The organism is Amycolatopsis halotolerans, from assembly GCF_042647905.1.
In the GTDB taxonomy this organism is placed as follows: domain Bacteria; phylum Actinomycetota; class Actinomycetes; order Mycobacteriales; family Pseudonocardiaceae; genus Amycolatopsis; species Amycolatopsis halotolerans.
Window position 1 is genome coordinate 136,662 of sequence record NZ_JBHRWI010000076.1, and the last position, 19,796, is coordinate 156,457.

General features: G+C 69.6%; 17 protein-coding genes and 1 pseudogene. 4 read left to right on the forward strand and 14 right to left on the reverse strand.

What is annotated here, in order from left to right:
* Positions 1-6: 6 nt before the first annotated feature.
* Entirely contained in the window at positions 7-1,608 is a 1,602-nt protein-coding gene (locus ACFORO_RS44505) for an amidohydrolase (protein WP_377872501.1), read from the reverse strand.
* Positions 1,609-1,729: 121 nt separating this feature from the next.
* Here ACFORO_RS44505 and ACFORO_RS44510 point away from each other — a divergent pair, with 121 nt between their 5' ends.
* Positions 1,730-3,121: a KamA family radical SAM protein gene (locus ACFORO_RS44510; protein ID WP_377872502.1), complete on the forward strand. Its 1,392-nt coding sequence runs from the start codon at positions 1,730-1,732 to the stop codon at positions 3,119-3,121.
* A gap of 309 nt (positions 3,122-3,430) precedes the next feature.
* Positions 3,431-3,631: pseudogene (locus ACFORO_RS44515) on the forward strand (ANTAR domain-containing protein); the annotation flags it as partial.
* Positions 3,632-3,708: 77 nt separating this feature from the next.
* Here the strand turns inward: ACFORO_RS44515 and ACFORO_RS44520 are convergent.
* From ACFORO_RS44520 to ACFORO_RS44540, 5 genes are all read right to left on the reverse strand, one after another.
* Entirely contained in the window at positions 3,709-4,803 is a 1,095-nt protein-coding gene (locus ACFORO_RS44520) for a Zn-dependent alcohol dehydrogenase (protein WP_377872503.1), read from the reverse strand.
* 55 nt (positions 4,804-4,858) lie between these two features.
* On the reverse strand, positions 4,859-6,334 hold the full coding sequence (locus ACFORO_RS44525; RefSeq protein ID WP_377872504.1) for an aldehyde dehydrogenase: 1,476 nt from the start codon (positions 6,332-6,334) through the stop codon (positions 4,859-4,861).
* A 107-nt stretch (positions 6,335-6,441) separates the two neighbouring features.
* Positions 6,442-8,382, reverse strand: a complete 1,941-nt coding sequence (locus ACFORO_RS44530; RefSeq protein ID WP_377872506.1) for an FUSC family protein — start codon at positions 8,380-8,382, stop codon at positions 6,442-6,444.
* A 52-nt stretch (positions 8,383-8,434) separates the two neighbouring features.
* Positions 8,435-8,908, reverse strand: a complete 474-nt coding sequence (locus tag ACFORO_RS44535) for a MarR family winged helix-turn-helix transcriptional regulator (protein WP_377872507.1) — start codon at positions 8,906-8,908, stop codon at positions 8,435-8,437.
* Positions 8,909-9,079: 171 nt separating this feature from the next.
* Positions 9,080-9,709: an NAD(P)H-binding protein gene (locus ACFORO_RS44540; protein ID WP_377872509.1), complete on the reverse strand. Its 630-nt coding sequence runs from the start codon at positions 9,707-9,709 to the stop codon at positions 9,080-9,082.
* A 199-nt stretch (positions 9,710-9,908) separates the two neighbouring features.
* Between ACFORO_RS44540 and ACFORO_RS44545 the strand changes: the two genes are divergently transcribed.
* Together ACFORO_RS44545 and ACFORO_RS44550 are read left to right on the forward strand one after the other, a co-directional pair.
* Positions 9,909-10,841 (forward strand): alpha/beta hydrolase, encoded by a 933-nt coding sequence (locus ACFORO_RS44545; protein ID WP_354741130.1) that lies wholly within the window; start codon positions 9,909-9,911, stop codon positions 10,839-10,841.
* A 70-nt stretch (positions 10,842-10,911) separates the two neighbouring features.
* Positions 10,912-11,793, forward strand: coding sequence for a helix-turn-helix domain-containing protein (locus ACFORO_RS44550; protein ID WP_377872510.1), 882 nt, complete (start codon positions 10,912-10,914; stop codon positions 11,791-11,793).
* Here ACFORO_RS44550 and ACFORO_RS44555 read toward each other — a convergent pair.
* The 8 genes from ACFORO_RS44555 to ACFORO_RS44590 form a co-directional block, all read right to left on the reverse strand.
* Entirely contained in the window at positions 11,771-12,445 is a 675-nt protein-coding gene (locus tag ACFORO_RS44555; RefSeq protein ID WP_377872558.1) for a cysteine hydrolase family protein, read from the reverse strand. The two genes, ACFORO_RS44550 and ACFORO_RS44555, sit on opposite strands and share 23 nt — an antisense overlap.
* A 12-nt stretch (positions 12,446-12,457) precedes the next feature.
* Positions 12,458-13,249 (reverse strand): SDR family NAD(P)-dependent oxidoreductase, encoded by a 792-nt coding sequence (locus ACFORO_RS44560; protein ID WP_377872512.1) that lies wholly within the window; start codon positions 13,247-13,249, stop codon positions 12,458-12,460.
* Positions 13,249-14,379 carry an NDMA-dependent alcohol dehydrogenase gene (locus ACFORO_RS44565; protein WP_377872513.1) on the reverse strand — a complete coding sequence of 377 codons (1,131 nt, stop codon included), beginning with the start codon at positions 14,377-14,379 and terminating at the stop codon, positions 13,249-13,251. Before ACFORO_RS44565 ends, ACFORO_RS44560 begins: the two co-directional genes overlap by 1 nt.
* Positions 14,376-15,236 carry an alpha/beta hydrolase gene (locus ACFORO_RS44570; protein WP_377872559.1) on the reverse strand — a complete coding sequence of 287 codons (861 nt, stop codon included), beginning with the start codon at positions 15,234-15,236 and terminating at the stop codon, positions 14,376-14,378. Before ACFORO_RS44570 ends, ACFORO_RS44565 begins: the two co-directional genes overlap by 4 nt.
* Positions 15,237-15,238: 2 nt before the next feature.
* Entirely contained in the window at positions 15,239-16,114 is an 876-nt protein-coding gene (locus ACFORO_RS44575; protein ID WP_377872515.1) for an MBL fold metallo-hydrolase, read from the reverse strand.
* Between the two features lie 17 nt (positions 16,115-16,131).
* Positions 16,132-17,253, reverse strand: a complete 1,122-nt coding sequence (locus ACFORO_RS44580) for an NDMA-dependent alcohol dehydrogenase (RefSeq protein ID WP_377872516.1) — start codon at positions 17,251-17,253, stop codon at positions 16,132-16,134.
* A gap of 237 nt (positions 17,254-17,490) precedes the next feature.
* On the reverse strand, positions 17,491-18,429 hold the full coding sequence (locus ACFORO_RS44585; protein WP_354741122.1) for a LysR family transcriptional regulator: 939 nt from the start codon (positions 18,427-18,429) through the stop codon (positions 17,491-17,493).
* 12 nt (positions 18,430-18,441) lie between these two features.
* Entirely contained in the window at positions 18,442-19,794 is a 1,353-nt protein-coding gene (locus ACFORO_RS44590) for a phenylacetate--CoA ligase family protein (RefSeq protein ID WP_377872518.1), read from the reverse strand.
* Between the last annotated feature and the right edge of the window lie 2 nt (positions 19,795-19,796).

Here is a 19,796-nt window from a genome sequence, read left to right on the forward strand (position 1 = left end):
GGAACTCTAAGCGGCCGGTGTGAACTCGTCGTAGATGACCGTCCCGCCGCGGACGGTGCGCAGGCAGTGCGGCAGCGGCGCGCCCGGCTCCAGCCTCGGCAGCGGCGGCACGCCCGAACGCGGGTCGGTGGACCAGCGCTGCACGCGGCTGTCGGCCGTGGCGACGACGAGGTCGGCCGCGTCCCAGATCGCGTAGTGCGCGGGTGCGCCGGGGACGAGGCTGCCGGTGACGCCGTCGTTGACGCCTGCCGCGCGGTGTCCGGCGCGCGTGTGCGCGGTGAACGCGGCGCGGGCGGAGAGGCGCGCTTCGGGAGTGTGGTGGTGCACAGCCGCGCGTACGGCGGCCCACGGGTCGACTGCGGTCACCGGGGCGTCGCTGCCGAAGGCGAGCACGACTCCTTCGGCAGCGAGCTGCGCGAAGGGGTTGAGCGCTGTCGCGCGGGTGCCTAGGCGTTCGGAGTACATGCCGGAGTCGCCGCCCCAGGCTTCGTCGAACAGCGGCTGCACGGACGCGACGACGCCCCATCCGGCGAGTGCGCGCGCCTGGTCCTGGGTGACCATCTCCAGGTGTTCCAGCCGGTGGTGCCGCGCGGCGAGGGGACGCTGGCCGACCTGCTTCTCGGCGAGGCGGAATCCCTCGATCACCTCGCCGACGGCGGCGTCGCCGATGACGTGGAATCCAGCCTGCAGCCCGGCTTCGGTGCAGGCGACGAGGTGGTCGGCGATGACCGCGGCGTCGGCGTAGAGGGAGCCGGAGGTGCCGGGCTCGTCGGAGTACGGCGCGGCGAGGGCGGCGGTGCGGGAGCCGAGGGCTCCGTCCACGAAAAGGTCTCCGGCGACGCCGTGCGCGCCGAGGCGGCGGGCGGTGTCGAGGGCGTTCAGCTCGCCCCAGTAGCCGACGACCTCGGGCAGGGCCGGGTCGGCCAGCGCCAGGAGGTCGGCGAAGTCTTCCTCGCCGGAGATGTCCGGGCCCGCGCATTCGTGCACCGACACGATCCCGCGCGCGGCGGCCGTCGCGAGGAACGCGCGCTGGGCTGCCTGGCGCTGCGCCCGGGTGACCGCGTCCCGGGCGGCTCCGCGGACGAGGTGGTGGGCGGCGCGGGTGAGCGGGCCGTCGGCGGACCATCCCGCGGCGGACTCGACACCGGGCGCGAGTTTCGTGAGCGCGCTCGAGACCAGCGCGGAGTGGACGTCGACGCGGCTCAGGTAAACGGGCGTGTCCCCGGCGGCGGCGTCGAGTTCGGCGCGGCTCGGGAGTCGCTGGTCGGTCCAGGACGACTCGTCCCAGCCGTGCGCGAGCAGGACCTGCCCCGGGACGACGGCCCCGCGCACCGCGGCGAGCAGGTCGGCGGAGCCGCGGACCGCGGTCAGGTCGAGGCCGGTCAGGTGCAGGCCGGTGGAGGTGGCGTGCACGTGCGCGTCCACGAACGCCGGCGCGACGAACGCCCCGCCCAGGTCGACCACCTCGGCGTCCGGGTGCAGCGCGCGGGCCGGGGCGTCCTGGCCGACCCACACCACCGTGCCACCGGAAACCGCCATCGCGGTGGCGTCCGGGGAGGACGGGGTGTAGACGCGGCCGCCGAGCAGGAGCGTGGTGCTGTCGTTCACTCCCCGAGTCTCCCGCCTGGTCCCCCGAGCAGGGCAGACCGGGTCATCCTGCAGAAAGATTTACGGTCGACTAACGTTATGGCAGGATATTTTCACGCGTTCCCGACGACTAGGAGTACAGATGACTGCGATCCAGGAACCTGTGCCGACTGCCGCCGCCTTCGACCAGCCGTACGAGTACGTCCGCGCAGAGTTGGCAGAACCCGACTGGCGCCGCTTCCCCGGCTGGCACGACGTCACCGAAGCAGAGTGGCGGGACGCCCAGTGGCAGCGCGTGCACTGCGTGCGCAACGCCAAGCAGCTGCGGGCTCTGATGGGCGACCTGCTGGAGGAGCGGTTCTACGAGGACCTGCTCGCCGACCAGCGCGAGATGGCCACGATGTCGATGCTGCTGCCGCCGCAGATGATCAACACGATGGCCCCGCACGCGGGCACCGACCCGGCGAAGGTGACCGAGGCGTTCTACGCCGACCCGATCCGCCGGTACATGCTTCCCGTGCGCAGCGACCGGGACCCGGCGTGGCCCAGCCACCCGCACGCCGAACGCGACTCGCTGCACGAGGCCGAGATGTGGGTGGTCGAGGGGCTCACCCACCGCTATCCGACGAAGGTGCTGGCCGAGATGATCTCGACCTGCCCGCAATACTGCGGGCACTGCACCCGGATGGACCTCGTCGGCAACTCGACCGAGCAGGTCGAGAAGCACAAGCTCGCGCTCAAGCCGGTCGACCGGCAGGACGCCATGATCGACTACCTGAAGCGCACCCCCGGCGTCCGCGACGTGGTCGTCTCCGGCGGCGATGTCGCCAACGTGCCGTGGCCGCAACTGGAGTCCTTCCTGATGCGGCTGATGGACATCGAGACGGTGCGCGACATCCGCCTGGCCACGAAGGCGCTCGCGGCGCTGCCGCAGCACTGGCTGCAGCCGAAGGTGACCGAGGGGCTGCAGCGGGTCGCCCTTACGGCACAGGCCCGCGGGGTGAACCTGGCTATTCACACGCACGTGAACCACGCGCAGTCGGTGACGCCTTTGGTCGCGGAGGCGGCGCGGACGGCGCTGCAGGTCGGTGTGCGGGATGTGCGGAATCAGGGCGTGCTGATGCGCGGGGTCAATGCCACTCCGGCGGCGCTTTTGGATCTTTGCTTTGCCTTGCAGGGTGAGGCTAACATTTTGCCTTACTATTTTTATATGTGCGATATGATTCCGAATGCGGAGCACTGGCGGGTTTCTGTGCATGAGGCGCAGGAATTGCAGCATTCTATTATGGGGTATCTGCCGGGGTATGCCACGCCGCGGATTGTGTGCGACGTTCCTTATGTCGGGAAGCGGTGGGTGCACCAGCTGGCGGAGTACGACCGCGATCTGGGGATTTCGTACTGGACGAAGAACTACCGGACCGGGATCGAGCACGAGGACCCGGAGGCGTTGCAGCGGAAGTACCCGTACTACGACCCGATCCAGACCCTGCCCGAAGCCGGGCAGAAGTGGTGGGCCGAGCAGAAGGACCGGTAGTCCCGAGCGCTTGCCCGCGGCTGACTGTCACGGGATCCGCGCCCTGTCGTGGGCGAACCGTGCAGAGGGAAGAAAACTTCGAAGTGGTGCCTGGCCAGCGGGTATACCGTCGGCCAGGCACCTGCCAAAATGCCGTGCCGTCGGCGCGGTGAAACAGGCCGACCTGTGCGGCGGTCGAGTCCGGACTCGACCGCGAGAACGCACGTCCGCGATTCTGATCGGCGGATGGCTCAGATGCTCCGCAGCGGACACTCACGCAATAATTCCGGCTGACCGGTCCGCGTGCCGATATTTGGCCATCCGAAAAGCATGGGACGACTACTCGTTCCAACCGCATCGGCCATTTCCGAGGTGCCTGCAACAGCGTTCGCTTTGACAGGAGGTCAGACCGCGGACGCTTGGCGTGCGCAAGGAGTTCTCGCGGAGCGCCTGCACGCCTCCACCGACGAAGCTTTTGTCCACTTGCGCAGCCACGCACGCAACCAGTCCCGGAAACTTCACGACCTCGCCTCGGACCTCGTACGGAGAAACGACGCCGCCCAGCTGCGCAGCAACATCGAACGTCCCGGAAGCGGTCGTGCCGCGCCTCAGTCGAAGACGACGACGCTGCGCGCGATCTCGCCCTTCTCCAGCTTCGCGTACCCCTCGTTGATCCGATCGAGCGAGATCGTCTCGGAGACGAGGTCGTCGAGGTTCAACCGGCCTTGCTGGTACAGCTTGGAATACAGCGGGATGTCGACGCCCGCGACCGTCGCGCCCATGAAGACTCCGCTGAGCTTCTTGTTGCCGCGCAGCAGGTCGCCGGCGGTGAGCGCGGCCGAGGTTCCCGGCTTCATTTTGCCGACCACGTAGGTCGAGCCCCCGGCGTCGGTGATGTCGATCGCCTGCTGGACGGTCTGCGGCAGGCCGATGACTTCGAAGGCGTAGTCGACACCGGCTTTGCCGACGATTTCCCGCACGCGGGCGGGGAGATCGGCTTCTTCGGCCGGGTCGACGACATCGGTCGCGCCGAACCTGCGTGCGAGCTCGAGCTTCGCGCGCTGCAGGTCGATCGCGATCACGTGGCTGGCCCCGGAGATCGCGGCTCCCTGCACGACGTTCAGGCCGACCCCGCCGCAGCCGATCACGGCGACGGAGTCGCCGAACCGCACGCCCGCGGCGTTCTTCACGGCTCCGACGCCGGTGATCACGCCGCAGCCGAGCAGCGCGGCACGGTCGAAGGGGACGGTGCGGTCGATCGGGACGAGGTTGCGTTCGTGCACCAGGATCTGCTCGGCGAAGCCGCCGATGTCACCGATCTGGCTGACCGGGACGCCGTGCATCGAGTAGCGCGGCTTCTCGCCGGGGCCGCGGCGGATCGCGCCGGGGTCCGTGCAGTTGGTGGGCACGCCGCGCAGGCAGTTCGCGCAGCGGCCGCAACTGGAGATCAGGTTGGCCACGACGTGATCGCCGACCGCCACGTCAGTGACGTCCTGTCCGACCGAGGACACGACCCCGGCGACCTCGTGGCCGAGCACCAGCGGCACCGGCCAGCCGAAGTCCGTCTTCATGGTGTACAGGTCGCTGTGGCACAAGCCGCTGGCTTTGACGTCGACCACGACCTCGTGGGCCAGAGGCGCGGCCAGGTCGATGTCGCGGATCTCGAGGGGCTTGCCCACCTCGAGCAGCACTGCCGCTTTCATGGTTTCTCCTGATTTCTTGTCCTGCGTTCCGGGGCCACGAATCGAGCGAGCGGAATCAGCGAATGGGCCAGTCGAGATCCGCGGGGATGCCGATGCTGTTGATCTCGACGAACTCGTCGAAGCCCTCGGGGCCGAGCTCGTACCCGAGCCCGCTGTCCTTGACGCCGCCGAACGGCGCGGCGAGCCCGGCCGGGAGCCCGTTGACTTCCGTCATGCCGGTCTCCATGCGAGCAGCGAAACGCGTGGCGCGCATCGGATCGGCGGAGTGCACCGCGCCGCTGAGGCCGTAGCGAGAATCGTTGGCGATCGCCAGCGCCTCTTCCTCGGTGTCGTACTCGAGCACCGAGATCACCGGACCGAACACCTCCTCCTGGGCGATGTTCATCGACGGGGAGACGCCGGTGAAAACGGTCGGTTCGACGAACCAGCCCTTGTCCAGCCCCTTCGGCCGGCCGCCGCCGACGACCGGGACGGCGCCTTCCCGCACGGCCGTGGCGATCATGCCCTCGACGCGGTTGCGATGCAGAGAGCTCACGAGCGGTCCGAAGTAGACAGTCGGGTCGAGCGGGTCCCCGATCTTCAGTGCGCGGATCCTCGCGACCAGCGCGTCGACGAACTGCCCGGAGATGGTCCTGGGGAGGATGATCCTCGTCTTGGCGGTGCAGACCTCGCCGTTGCTGCGCAGCGCGGCGTGCATGACCGTATCGACGGTCGATTCCACGTCGATGTCGTCGAGCAGCACGGCGGCGGACTTGCCGCCGAGTTCGAGGGTGACCGGGCGCAGCAGGCCCGCGCACACCGCGGCGATGCTCTTGCCCACGCCGGTCGATCCGGTGAAGGAGATCGTGTCGACCCCGGGGTGCGAGACCAGGTGCTCGCTGGCCGGGCGATCCCCGGACACGATGTTCAGCACGCCCGCGGGAAGCCCTGCCTTCTGCGCCATCTCCGCGAAAAGGTACTGGTTCAGCGGCGCGTCCGGAGCGGACTTGACCACCACGGTGCATCCGGCCAGCAGAGCCGGCGCAAGTTTCATGATGGTGATCAAGTGCGGCGCGTTCCACGGGACGATCGCGCCGAGCACCCCGGTGGGACGCCGGTGCACGAGCGCACGACCGGAGGGTGCCTCGCGGATTTCCTCGAACGGGTAGCTCTGGGCGAGCTCGATCATCTGATCGACGATCAACCGGGCTCGTTGCGCCTGGATGGGGACCGAGTGCTGGATCGCCGTGCCCATCTCCGCGGAGACCAGCTCGGCCATCACCCGCTCGTTCGCCTGCATCTCCGCGCTGAGCCTGCGCATGACCTCCGAGCGCTCGGCCAGCGACATCCGCGGCCACGGGCCCTTGTCGAACGCCTCGCGGGCCGCGGCCACGGCGCGGTCGACGTCGGCCTCGACGCCCATGGGCACCGTCGCGATGATCTCTTCGGTGTACGGGGAAATCACGTTCAGCTTCTCGTCGGTGGACGGGGCGACCCAGTCGCCGCCGATGAACAGGCTGTCGTAGCGGCCCTGCCACAAGTTGTCAGGCATTGTTTTGCTTCCTCTCCCGCCTTCCGGCATCGGATAAGTTCGTCGTCCCAGCCGCCGACACCAGGTGTCGACGCCGGGGGTGCCCGCCGCGAACGCGGGCGAGCCGGTTATCGCGCGCCGACCGGGCTCTGCGCCGCGGCGATCTTCTCCACGGCAGCACCGGCATCGCGGAGAAGATCAAGCGCCGCAGCGGTGTCCGCCGAGACAGTCGGCCCTTGCGCGCCGCCGGTGTTGCTGTGCGGCGCGGAAAACTCGGGAGCCTGCGCGACGGCGTCGAGGACGCGGGAGTGCATCTCGACCTGAGCACAGACGGCTGCGCGTTCGTCGTCGTTCCAAAGTGGAGCGAGCGCGGAAAGCGCCGCAATCTGGCGGCGCACGCTCGTCACCGCGTCGATGGCCAGGGCGAGGGTGTCGTTCGGCCAGCGGCCGCGCCGGTCGCGGGGCTCGTCACGCGCGCTGCGGGCCGCGGCGGTGAACTCCAGTCCGGTCAGTCGTGCGCGCACGGTGCTGTGTGCGACAGCGAGCCGGTGCGGCTCGTCGTCCGCCGTCCAGAGGAGGACCAGCGCGTCGATCTGCCGCGCGGCAGCTTCGGCCCACTCGGTGAGGCGCTCGGTGAGCAGCCGTCGCTGCCACGTGGGCGCGACGAGATAAGCGGCGAACGCGAGCAGACAGCCGATGACGGTGTCGAGGCCGCGCGTGGTCGCGCCCAGCGGGCCAGGCGTGAGTGAGCCGATCCAGGCGACTACCCAGAACATGGTGTACGGCTGTCCGCAGCTGCGGAACGCGAGGTAGCCGTAGAACAGCAGCAGGAGCACGGCGGCGTGCAGGACCGGGATCGCGGGCAGGAAAGAGAGCGCGACTCCGAACGCCGCGCCGGCGACGGTGCCGATGGTGCGGCCGATGCCGCGGGAGAACGTGGAACCGTAGTCCGGGAACACGATCAGCGCCGCGGCGACGACCACCCAGAAGCCATGCCCGGCAAGGAAAGCGTCACGTCCCAGCCAACTGCCCGCGGCCATGCCGACGACCTGCGCGATGACGCACACGACAGCCAGCCGCACGGCGTGGTGCAGGATCGGGGAACCCCAGCGCAGCTCGTCCCGCAGCAGTTCGAGCGAACTCGGCGCGCGCCGCTGGTCCGAGGCCGGAGGCACTTCCCCGCCTGCAGTCAGGCGGGTGGCAGTGTCGACCGCACGGGACAGGGCGAGTTCGAGGCCGTCGCCCGGCTGGTGCGGCCGCGAGGCGGCGGCGAGAGAGCTGCCCTCGCGCGGCCGGGAGATCGCCGAAGCGACCGCCCTGAGCTGGTCGCAAGCGGCCGCACGCCAGCGAGCCGACGCGGCGTCCGTCCGATTGCCGAGCGCGCGCATCTGCTGGCCGATCTCCTCGCCGCGTTCGACGAGCTGCGCGAGCCGGTCGAGCTCGCGGTGGCTCCGGCGGCGCAGCAGCGCCAGGCTCCGTTCGGCCGCCAGCAAGGCAGAATCCTCCGACTCGCCGGTGGCGATGGCGAGATACAGACCCGCGACGGCGCGGCGCTGCGACGAGTGCCGGGACCCGTAGGGCGGCAGCAGCTGCGCGAGGAACATGATCGCGAACCCGAGGGAGAAGAACCCGACCGCGCCGCCGACGCTCGCCGGGGCGATCTCGGCGAACGCCAGGAACACGATGGTGACCACCGTCATCCGGATGCTGAGGCTGAGCGCCACGGCCCGCAGCAGCCCGGCGACCAGGAACAGGACGAAAACGAGCGGCAGCGCGACCGCCCAGTTCCCGCCGAGAAGCACCCCGAGGGCCGCGGCGGCGATCTGCGCGAGACAGGTCACCGCCGTCGCGACGATCCGGGACCGGTTGTGCGGCATGACCGCGGCGATCGCGGCCAGGAACGCGCCGACCGTGACCAGCAGCTGCTCCCCCGGGTCGTGCAGGAGGTAGCCGACGATCGCCGCGACCAGCATCCCGATCGCCACGCGCAGCAGCTTGCGGGGTTCCTGCAAGGGTTTGCCCGGTCGCATGCCGCGACGCGCGGCGTCCCGGAGAGCAGCCCAGTCCATGGCAGACAACGCTTTCTCTAGAAAACTGATGGGTCGGCCGTCGCGGCGGAGATCAGCTGTCCCCGCTCGAGCCGAGGTTTCGGTGGATGCGCGACAGCAGCGGCCAAGCCGTCTCGCGATCGACGCCGGAGATCAACCCGCCGAGCCACTGCTCCACCAGCGGCAGGACGACCTGGACCCGGTGCTCTCCGTCCGAAGTCGCTGTCAACGTCTGAACCCGCCGGTCGGCCTCATCGCCGCCCCGCACAACCAGGCCTCGCTTGACGAGCCCGTCGACCAGGCCGGTGACGGTCGCCCGCTTGACCTCGAGCTCCTCGGACAGCCGGGCCGGAGTGATCCCGCGAGTCTCGCTGATCGCCAGCAGCGCCGCGAACCGACCGCCCGACAGGTCGTGCTCGGCCAGCAGCTCGTTGTAGCTGTCGTCGATCCGACGTGCCGCCGCCAGCACTCCCATCGCGAGCCGCGCGTCGTTGCCGCCGAGGCGACGCAACAGCAACCCTTGCCTCTTGCCCAACAACTCATCCATAGCCACCATACTATCAGGTGCCTAACTACCTTGTTCGCCAGAGGCATCGAGCCACGGCCGACCGCGCGGGCGAGCGCCGCGCCGGAGCCTGTCAGCCGTTCGCGCCCGGCAATCGCGGCGGATTCCCCGGCGGCGGCACCGGATTCGGCCTCATCGCACGGAGCGCGGCCACTACCAGACGAGTCGGTCCCCGTCGGTGCCGGGCTTGTTCACGCCCAGGTTCTCCCGCACGTGCTTCTCCGGATGCGCGACGAGGTCGGCGACAACCGCGGCGACGCTCTTGCGGGACACGGTGGTGCCCTTGAACGGCTCGTCCCGCTGGGTCACCTCGTAAGCGACCTCGTCGGCGTCGGAGAGCCAGGCCGGGCGCAGCACCGTGTAGTCCAGCCGGGAGGCCTCGATCGCGTCGGATGCTGCCGCGTAAGTGTCGAGCGTGGACGCGCCGATCGTCTCGCGGTTCCAGCGGCCGAACTCGCCAGGCACCTCGTGGTAGATGCCGAGCGCCGTGACGAAGACCAGCCGCTTGACGCCCGCGGCCTCCATGGCCTCGACAATGGCCCTCGCCTGACGGTCGATGTCTCCGGCGAGATTCGCGTAGACAACGTCCTGTCCGCGAACGGCCTCCGCCAGTGCGGTCCGGTCGTTCACGTCGCCCTCGATGACGGTCGATCCATTCGGCACCTTGCTGATGCGGGCCTTGCTGCGGGCGAAGAGGGTGAGCGTCGTGCCCTGGTCGGCGAGCATGCCGACAGCCCAGGACGCGATCTGCCCGGACGCGCCGAGCACGAGGACTTTGGTCATGATGACCCCTTTCGCGAAAAGGTGAGTTCGCCGACCGGAGGCCGAAACCTCCTTGGTGTTCGGCGGATTCGGCCCCGGCTCCGACGGTAGGCCAGACGGCGGGTGCACAGGGGGGTGCTCTCAGCCCCTGCCTCGACGTCGCCGGCCTTCCTAGCGTGGGAAGCACCGAAGGGAACCGACCGAGGAAGCGAGAGAGACTGTGCCGAGCAAGATCGAGCAAGTCAGCGTGAAAGCGCTCTACTGGGACATCGCGGCGGACGTGTACTTCCCGCCGGAGTTCGACGAAACCAAGAAGTACCCCGTCGTCATCACCGCGCACCCGATCGGCAGCTGCAAGGAGCAGACCTCCGGCAACGTCTACGGAACGGCGCTCGCCGACGAAGGTTTTGTGGCGGTCGCCTTCGACGCCAGCTTCCAGGGCGCCAGCGGCGGCGAGCCGCGGTTCATCGAAGACCCGACGCTGCGCGTGCAGGACTTCAGCTACGTCATCGACTACCTCGTCGCCCAGTCCTATGTGGACGAGGACCGGATCGGCGTGCTGGGCATCTGCGGCGCGGGCGGCTACTCGGTGAACGCGACCATGACCGAACGCCGGATCAAGGCGCTCGGCACCGTCGCGGGCGCGAACTACGGACGGCTGATGCACGAGTCGTTCACGAACTACGACCCGATCGCCGCCCTGGAGGCGATGGCCGCGCAGCGTACCGCCGAAGCCCGCGGCGCGGAACTGCGCGTGGACGACCTGCTGCCGCCGTCGCCGGAGAAGGCCCAGGAGCTGGGCTTGACCGAGATCGACGTCGCCGAGGCCACCGAGTACTACCGCAGCGACCGCGGCCGCAAGCCGCACGGGCTCAACCGGGCGCTGTTCTCGCACCAGGCGACCGCGGTCGGCTGGGACGCGTTCAACCGCGCCGAGGTGCTGCTGACCCAGCCGCTGATGGTCGTCGTCGGCGACAAGCCGGGCGCGTTCGGGTCCTACCGGGACGGCCTGGAGATCGTCCGCCGCGCCCGCTCGGAGAAGAAGGAACTCGTGGTCGCCGAGGGCTGGTCGCACTACGACCTCTACGACAAGCCGGAGCCGGTGAAGATCGCGCTGGAGCGGCTCGTGCCGTTCTACCGCGAGAACCTCTGACCCGCCGCCGGGGCGGGGGGGTGCTGTCGTCCCCTCCCCCGGACCGGCCGGACCGCCTACCGTGTGGAGGATGAGCGTGGCGGCGGATCTCAAGGAGTTCCTGGTCTCCCGCCGGGCGAAAGTGACGCCTGACCAGGTCGGGCTGCCCTCGTCCGGACGCCGCCGGGTACCCGGGCTCCGGCGCGAGGAGGTCGCGACGCTGGCCGGGGTCAGCCCGGACTACTACGTCCAGATCGAACGCGGCCGCGCCGGCGACATCTCCGAAGAGGTGCTCTACGCGATCTCCCGGGCACTGCTGCTGAACGACGTCGAGACGGCGCATCTGTTCGGCCTTGCCCGCGCCCGGCCCCGCACCGGCGCCCGGCGCGCCCCCGACCGCGTCCCGGACGGCGTGCTGCTGATGCTCGACCGCACGCCCGACCTGCCCATGCTGGTGCAGAACGGCCGCCTCGACCTCGTCGCGGCCAACGACCTCGGCCGCGCGCTGTACTCGGACGTCTACGACCGTTCCCCCGGCACGCCCAACCTCGCCCGGTACGTGTTCTTCGACGACCGCTCGGCCGAGTTCTTCCCGGACTGGGGCCTGATCGCCGACTACGCGGTCTGCCTGCTGCGCGCCGAGGCCGGACGCGCGCCGTACCACCGGAAACTCACCGAACTGATCGGCGAACTGGCCACCCGCAGCGACGAGTTCAAGACCCGCTGGGCCCGCCACGACGTCCGGACCCACGACCGCGGCGAGAAGCAGTTCCGCCATCCGGTGGTCGGCGACCTGACCCTGCGCTACGAAGGGCTCGCCATCCCGGGCACCGACGGGCTCAGCCTCTACAGCTACCTCGCCCCGCCCGGCGACCATTCCGCCCACGACGCCCTCCTTCTCCTCGCCAGCTGGGCCAAGACCCACGCGGAACCCGCCGCGGACCCGTCCGTCAGCCCGCCTCGAACGCCCTGACCGCCTCGGCCGCGGTGACGGGCCGCGCCAGGTAGCCGCCGATCAGCCGCTCCGCCGCGGCCTGGTCCCCGGCAGTCACGGCGGCGGTGCAGTCGGTCAGCAGGTACTGCTGATAGCCGAGATCGAACCCGGCCGCGGCGGTGAGCAGGACGCACCGGTCGGTCACCACCCCGGCGTAAAGCACCGTCCGCACGCCGAGGTTCCGCAGCACCTGGTCGAGATCCGAGCTGCCGAACGCTCCCGAGCCGGACTTCGTGACCACCAGGTCGCCGGGCGAGTAAAGGCCGTCGAGAGGTTCGGCGGCCCAGTTTCCTTCCCACGCCTCCGCCGCCCGCACATACGCCCGCAACGCCGGCACGATGTCCGCGCAATCGACAGCCCGGCTGGCCAGTCTCGAATGGACGATCGCCGCGCCCGCGTCCCGGGCCGCGGCCAGCACCCGCGCCAGTGCTGGGACCACGACGTTCTCGCACCGTGCGGTCTTGTAGTCCCCGGAGGCCACCCGTGCGCTGAACCCGGCGCGGTGCGCCTGCCAGTTGATCAGGTCGACCAGCACCACCGCCGCGCTGCGCGGGGCGAAATCGGCCCACGGATCGTCCGGATCGAACGTCCGCGAGTTGTACCAGCGCCCGCTCAGCGCGTCCGGCAGCATCACGGGACCTCCTCAGTGGACGGTGAGGCCGCCGGTCGGGCTGGCGACCAGGCCGGTGAGGTACCGGGACTCTCCGGAAGCCAGAAACGCGACGACGTCGCCGATGTCCTCCGGAGCCGCGACGCCGAGCGGGCTGCGTTCGATGATCTTCTCGTACTGCCTGCGGTGCCGGTCGCTCACCGCGTCTTCCGATTCGAACGCGGCAGTCCACGATGGAGAGTCGCGGACCACCGTGACGCAGACGCAGTTCACCCGGATCCGGTCGCGGGCAAGCTCTTTCGACAGGACCTTGCTCGCCATGATCAAGCCGCCGGAGAAGGTGGCGATGGCGGTCTGGCCGGGCGTCGGGACCCGGCCGCCCTCCGACGTCACGAAGACGACACTGCCGCCGCCGCGCGCCCGCAGGTACGGCAGAGCCGCCTGCACGACGTTGAGTTTCGCCGCGACCGCCGAACCGATGAACGCGGTGACGCGTTCCAGATCGATGTCCGCGAACGACCCGCGCACCGCGGTGGTGCGGGCCTCGTCGTCGTTGCCGCCCGCACTCGGCACGACGATGTCGATGCCGCCGAACCGCTCGGCCGTTTCGGCGGCCACCGCGGCCATGTCCTTCACGGACCGGACATCGCCCGCCGCGAAATGGCCTTTGCCGTCCAGTTCGGCCAGCACGGCTTCGGCTTTGCGTTCGTCCCGGCCGTTCAGCACGACCGTCGCCCCGGCTGCGGCCAGCCGACGCGCCACGCCCAGGCCGATCCCGCCGGTGCCACCGGTGATCAGGGCGACTTTTCCGTCCAATGTGGTCATCAGGATCCTCCGTGCCGGTTCGCGAAACTCACCACTGCGCGCACGTTCAGCCCGTTGTGCAGGTCCGCGTACGCTTCGTTGACCTGTTTGAGGTCGTAGGTCCGGGTGATCAGTTCCTCCAGTTTCAGCGAGCCGTTCCGGTAGAGATCCAGCATGAGCGGGATCTCCCGGGCCGGGCCACCCATTCCGTAGAGCGCGCCCTGGATCCGCTTTTCCGACATGGTGAATTCGAGCAGCGGCACCGGGATCCCGATGAGGTCGTGCTTCGCCGCGCTGGTCACCACGAGGGTGCCGCCCTTGCGGACAGCCGCGTATGCCTGTGCGAGATGTTCCGTGGCGAGCACACCCACGCACACGATCGCCGAGTCCGCGCCTTGGCCGTTGGTGAGCGAGCGAGCCACTTCAGCCGCCTCGCCGATGTCCGCAAATGCTTGCGTGGCCCCGAGTTTCAGCGCCAGTTCGCGTTTCATCGCCACCGGGTCGACCGCGAGGACGTGCTCGGCCCCGACGTAGCGCGCGCCCTGCACCGCGTTCATCCCGATCCCGCCAGTGCCCATCACGATCACCACGTCGCCGGCGTCGATCTGGGCCGCGCGCACCGCGGAGCCCCAGCCGGTCGGCACCGCGCACCCGACGATCGCGGCGACCTCGAACGGGATGTCGCGGCGGATCGGCGTCGCGGACACCTCGGGGATGACAGTCCATTCGGAGAACGTGGAGAGGCACGCGTTCTGTGCGACCCCGCGGCCGTCGGCGTGCATCCGGAACGTGCCGTCGAGCTGGGTGCCGACGGTGATCAGCGCCCCGTTGTCGCACAGGTTCTGCCGCCCGGCCACGCACATCCGGCAGTGCCCGCACGCCGGGATGAACGACGTGACGATATGGTCGCCCGGCACGACCCGGGTGACGCCCGGCCCGACCTCGCGGACAATGCCGGCTCCCTCGTGGCCGCCGCAAGCCGGATAGGAGTGGAACGGGATGTCGCCCTGGGCGAAGTGGTCGTCGGAGTGGCACAGGCCGGACGCCATCATCTGCACGAGGACTTCGCCCGCCTTGGGCGGATCCAGGTCCACCTCGCGCACGTCCCACGTGCCCGGCGCTTCCCACAGCAACGCGGCGGTCGTCTTCATGAAGCACCTCCGGGGTAGCAGGCACGCAGGAAACTCCGGTACGCGTCGACCATCCCGGTGCTGTGCGATTCGCCCGGGATCAGCTCGGTGCTGACTCGCAGGCCCGGCAGCGGGCGCTCGGTCACCACGTCGAGGAAGCGCAGGAACTCGATGGCCAGGTGCCGGTAGAACTTGCTGGGGCCGAGCATTTCGTACGCGTTGACGGTCAGGTGCAGGAACGTTTCCCCGGGCAGCCTGCGCAGGTTTCCGTAGCGTTCGTAGATGCGGCTGTCCGGCACGACCACTCCCGGGCTGCTGGCACCGAACCGGCTGAAGAGGGCGGAACCCGAGGTCAAGGCGAACAGGGTGAACAGACCGCCGTAGGAGTAGCCGAACAGTCCGACATCGTCGGAGCGGAACCGGTACCGGGACTTGATCTCCGGATGCAGTTCGGTCTCCAGGAACGCGAGGAAGTTGTCCGCGCGAGCGTTCTTCTGCTGCGCGAAGAAGTCGTCGCACACCGATTCCGGCACCGCGCCCGATTCAACGCCGAGCCGGTTTCGGATGTGCGCGCGCATGAAGTCCGGCACGCCCTCGCCAGGGGGAACCAGGTCGCGGTTGCGCAAGACCAGCTGGTTTGGCGCGTCTTCCGCGACATAGCCGACGTTCACCTGGACATACGGCTCGACCGGGCGCGCCTGCTGCCGGTCGGTGAGCGCGCCGCGCAGGCCTTCGGTGAGCGGCCCGACGATGTTGCCGTCCGTGGCGTACACCAGCGGCCAATCCCCGCCGCGCTCGTAACCGCGCGGGAGAAAGACGCTCACCGCGAATCGGGCGCCGACCGCGGCCGAGTCGACCTCGAAGTACTCGGCGGGCATCGTCACGAGACGCCCTGGGACGTGAGCGAGGTCCACGTCCGGCGAGAGCGGCCCCGCAGCACGCGGCCGAACGCCGAGCCGGTGAGATGACATTGCGCGGCAACAGCGTTGGGGTCGCCTTCCAGCTCGTCCATGATCCGGGCGCGAGTCTGTTTGCCCAGTTCGGCGTCCACCTCGAAGACCAGGGAGACCTCGTTGTCGGTGAGCTGCACCGGGCAGTGCAGCACGTCGCCGAGGATCAACGCGCGGTTCTGCCCGGACGAAACGACCAGCGAACAGTGCCCCGGGGTGTGCCCGGGTGTCGCGACGACCGAGACGCCGGGCGCGATGACGTTGCCGTCCGAAACCGCGTCGATCCGTCCTTCGAGCGGAGCCAGCACGCCGTCCGGGTCGGGGCCGACCGCCGCCAGCGGGTTGTCGCCGAGGGCCTGCCAGTACTCGACTTCGCCTTCGCCGACGAGATGGCGGGCATTGCCGAAGGTGGGGGCGTCGTTCTGCGCCGTCCAGCCGACGTGGTCGATGTGCAGGTGCGTGTAGAAAACCGTGTCGATGTCTTCGGGAGCCAGGCCTTCCTCGCGGAGGCTGGTGAGCAGCCGTCCGGAGCGGAACACGCCGTCCGCGGCGGGGAAGTCGACGGTGTGGTCGCCGAATCCTAGGTCGACGAGGATCTTGCGGTCGCCCGTCCGGATCAGGAACGTGCCGAGGGAGAGCAGGAGCTTGCCGTCGGCGTCGAAGAGTTCCCGGTGCGCGTTCCACAGCTCCGGGGTGCCAGCCGGGAACAGCGCGGTCTCCGAGACGCTGGCCTCGCCGTCGGGCAGGTAGGTGATGCTGATGTCGCCGACGGAGATCGTTTCCCGGGGCGAAACTTGTGCGGACATCGTTGTCCTTTCGGTCGTCAGGCGGAGTGGACGATGACGCCGCGGATGTTGCGGCCCGCTTTCAGGTCGTCGAACCCGGCGGCGACGTCGTCGAGGGCGTAGCGGGTGGTGATCAGTTCGTCGAGCTTCAGCACGCCCTGGCGGTACATCTCCAGCTGCGCCGGGATGTCTGCGGTCGGCGAACTCGCGCCGAACAGCGAACCCTGCAGGCGTTTTTGGTAGAGGACCAGCTCGTGCAGGTTGAAATCGCCGTCGCGGACGAAGCTCTCCCCCAGCCCGACCGCGACGCACGTGCCCGCCTTGCGGACCGCTTCGAGTCCCTGGCCGAGATGCCTCCCGGTCACGATGCCGACGGTGACGATCGCCGAGTCGGCGCCCTGCCCGTTGGTCATCGAGCGCGCCAGTTCGGTGGCCTCGGCCATGTCTGCTACCGCGTGGGTCGCGCCGAGCTTCAGCGCGGATTCCCGTTTGAAAGCAACAGGATCCACCGCGATCACCGCGGCGGCACCGGCGTGCGCGGCACCCTGGACGGCGTTGATCCCGATGCCGCCGATGCCCATCACGATCACGACGTGCCCGGGCCGGACCGCCGCCGAGTTGAGCGCGGCGCCCCATCCGGTGCCGACGCCGCAGCCGGTCAGGCACGCGACCTCGAGCGGGATGTCCGGGTCGATCTTGATCACCGACGCGGTGGAGACGGTGGTGTGCTCGCAATAGGTCGAGAGACCGGCCATCTGGCCGACCGGCCGCCCGTCGAGCGACAGCCGGAACGACGTCGGGTCCTCCGGCCGCGCGCCGGTGCCCAGCGAGGCACCGAGGTCACAGAGGTTCTGCAGGCCGCGGGCGCAGAACCGGCAGCGGCCGCAGACCGGGAGGAACGAGAACACGACGTGGTCGCCCTCGGCGAATCCCGGTGTGCCGGGCCCGACCGCTTCGACGATTCCGGCGCCTTCGTGCCCGCCGGCGAACGGGAGGATCGGCGGGGTCTGGTCGCCGGTGGCGAAGTGGTCGTCGGAGTGGCACAGGCCGCTCGCGACCATCCGCACCCGCAGCTCGCCCTGTCGCGGGTCCTCGACCTCCAGTTCCACGACCTCGTACCTGCCCGGCGTTTCCCGCAGCACCGCTCCGCGGGTCAGCACCCGACCACCGCACCCCGATGTGCGTTCATCGTTTTCTGCCTCCTTTTTCCGGCAGCACGGAACAGCGCTCACTGCACTCTGAGAAATGCGGCTGCCTGAGATTTCCGCCACCGGTTTCGAGGTTAGGCGGCGTACGCCGCCGGAATCAATTCGGAATCTCCGAAGCGGCAATTCGGGGAGCGGAAACCGGGCGTCCCCGCGGCTCTCGTGAGTGCTGCCGGTTCTCACCGGCGGCACTCACGAGGTCGCCAGCGGGGGTTCGTCGACGGGCCGGTCCAGCAACTGCTCGATCAGCGCCCGGCACGCCGGTCCCGGACGGCGGCCCGCGGCGGTCGCGAGGTGGATCTTGCGCTCCGCCCACGGTTCGGCGAGTTCGACCACCGCGACCCGGTCGAGGAATTCCCGCGGCACCATGCATTCCGGCTGCGCCGCGACCCCGAGCCCGGCCTGGACCAGGCTCAGCGCGACCTCGCCGCTGCGCACGCTGAACGCCGGTTCGAACTCCTCGCCCAGCCGGCGCGCCGCGGCCCGGAACGCGCCCGCCATCGGGCCCACCGCGATCAGGGGTTCCGGCAGCAGCTCCGCGAACGTCACGCTCAGCCGGTCGGCGAACCGGTGCCCGCGCGGCAGCGCCACCACGATCCGGTCGCGGCGGTACGGCGTGACGTCGACACCGGTCAGGTCGAGCTCGTGCGCGGCGGCGAAGACGCCGAGGTCCGCTTCGCCGCGCGCGATCTCTTGCAGGATTTCCTTGTTTTCGATTTCGTGGACGATCAACCGGACCTGGGGGTATTGCCGGTAGAATTCACCGAGTTCCCGGGCGAGAAAGGGCGCGAAGATCGACCGGGCCGACGCGATCGTCAGGTCTCCCTGCATTCCCTCGGTGAACGCCGCGATTTCCGACCGGATGTCCTCGAGACTGCCGAAGATCTTGCGCACGTGCCGCGCCAGCACCGCGCCCGCGGGCGTCGGCAGCACGCCGCGCGGGCCCCGGTCGAGCAGTTCGATGCCGGCGATGGCCTCCAGATCGTGGATCCGTTTCGTCGCCGTCGACGCCGAGACGTTCTCCCGGATCGCGGCCAGCCCGATCTGCTTCTCCTCGACCGCGGACAGGAACAGCCGCAGGGTCAGGAGGTCGACCTGCCGGATCAGGTGCAGCCTGTTGAACGCGCTCACGCTTTACCTCTATCACGCCGGCTGCGCGGGCACCCGTTCCACGAGGTTGACTTTCACGTGGTCAGGACGCTTCAAAGTGCCGTCCGGGACCAGCGTGACGGCTGTTTTCACGTTCAGCGCGGACCGGATCCGGGTCTCCAGGGACGTCCGGAGATCAGCCTGTTCCTCCGAAGCCAGCCCGGCCGCGTGCTCGACCACGAGCGGCAGCGGCTTCTGCGTCGAATGCCCCTCGAAGTCCGCGCGGATCCGCATCTCCCCGGTGGTGACCGGGGCCAGCTCCGCCACCAGTTGCTTGATCGCCGACGGGAACACGTTGATCCCGCGCACGATCAGCATGTCGTCGGTCCGGCCGATGCACCGCACCGTGTACCCCGTCCGCCCGCACGCGCAATCGGTCCCGGTGACGATCACGTGGTCTCGCGTCCGGAACCGCACCAGCGGCGACGCCTGCCGCCGCAGCGCGGTGTACACCAGTTCGCCCCGCGCGCCCTCGACCGGAGCGATCTGCTCGCCGGTGTCGGGGTTGATCAGCTCGGCGACCATCAGGTCCGGCGACAGGAAGTGCATCCCGTTCGCGGCCTCGCATTCTCCCCAGTAGGTGCACGCGATGTCGGTGCCGCCGAGCATCTCGCGCGAGGTCGCACCCCACAGCGATTCCAGCTTCTCGCGCACCGCGGGCAGCCCGCCGCCGGGTTCGCCTCCGACGCTGATCGCGCGAACGCCCAGTTCGCGGGCGTCCAGGCCGACGATCGACGGGGCCTGCTCGGCGAGATAGGCGAGGAAGTACGGCGTCCCGATGAGCGCGTTCGGCCGTTGGTCCGCTTGCACCCGCAGCAGCCGCTCGGCACCCGCCTCGGCACCGATCGGGATGTCCACGATTCCCATGTGCTGCAGGATCTGCACCACCGGCAGCCCGCCGACGAACCCCTTGCTCATGCCGAACGCGTGCAGCAGGCGGTCGCCCGGCCGGAACCCGTTCGCGTACAGCGCCCGCGCGCCCAGCTCGCACCACGTTTCGACGTCGCCGCGGGTCAGCCCGACATACGACGGGCTGCCCGTGGTCCCCGAGGAGGCCTGGATCTGCACGATCTCGTCCGGGCTCGCCGCCACGTGCGCCCCCAGCGGCGGTGCCGCGGCCAAGCTCTCGCGCAGTTCCTGCTTCTCCGTGAACGGCAATCCGGCCAGGTCCGCGACCGTCCGCACCTTCGCCAGGTCGATTCCCGCGAACTTCTCCTGGTAGAACACGCTGCGCGCGGCCACATACGCCAACTGCTCCCGCAACCGGTCTTCCTGCACCGCCCGAGCCTCGCTCGCGGGTGCCGACTCGATCGCGCTCCACTGCTTTTCCGAATACGGCGCAGCCATGA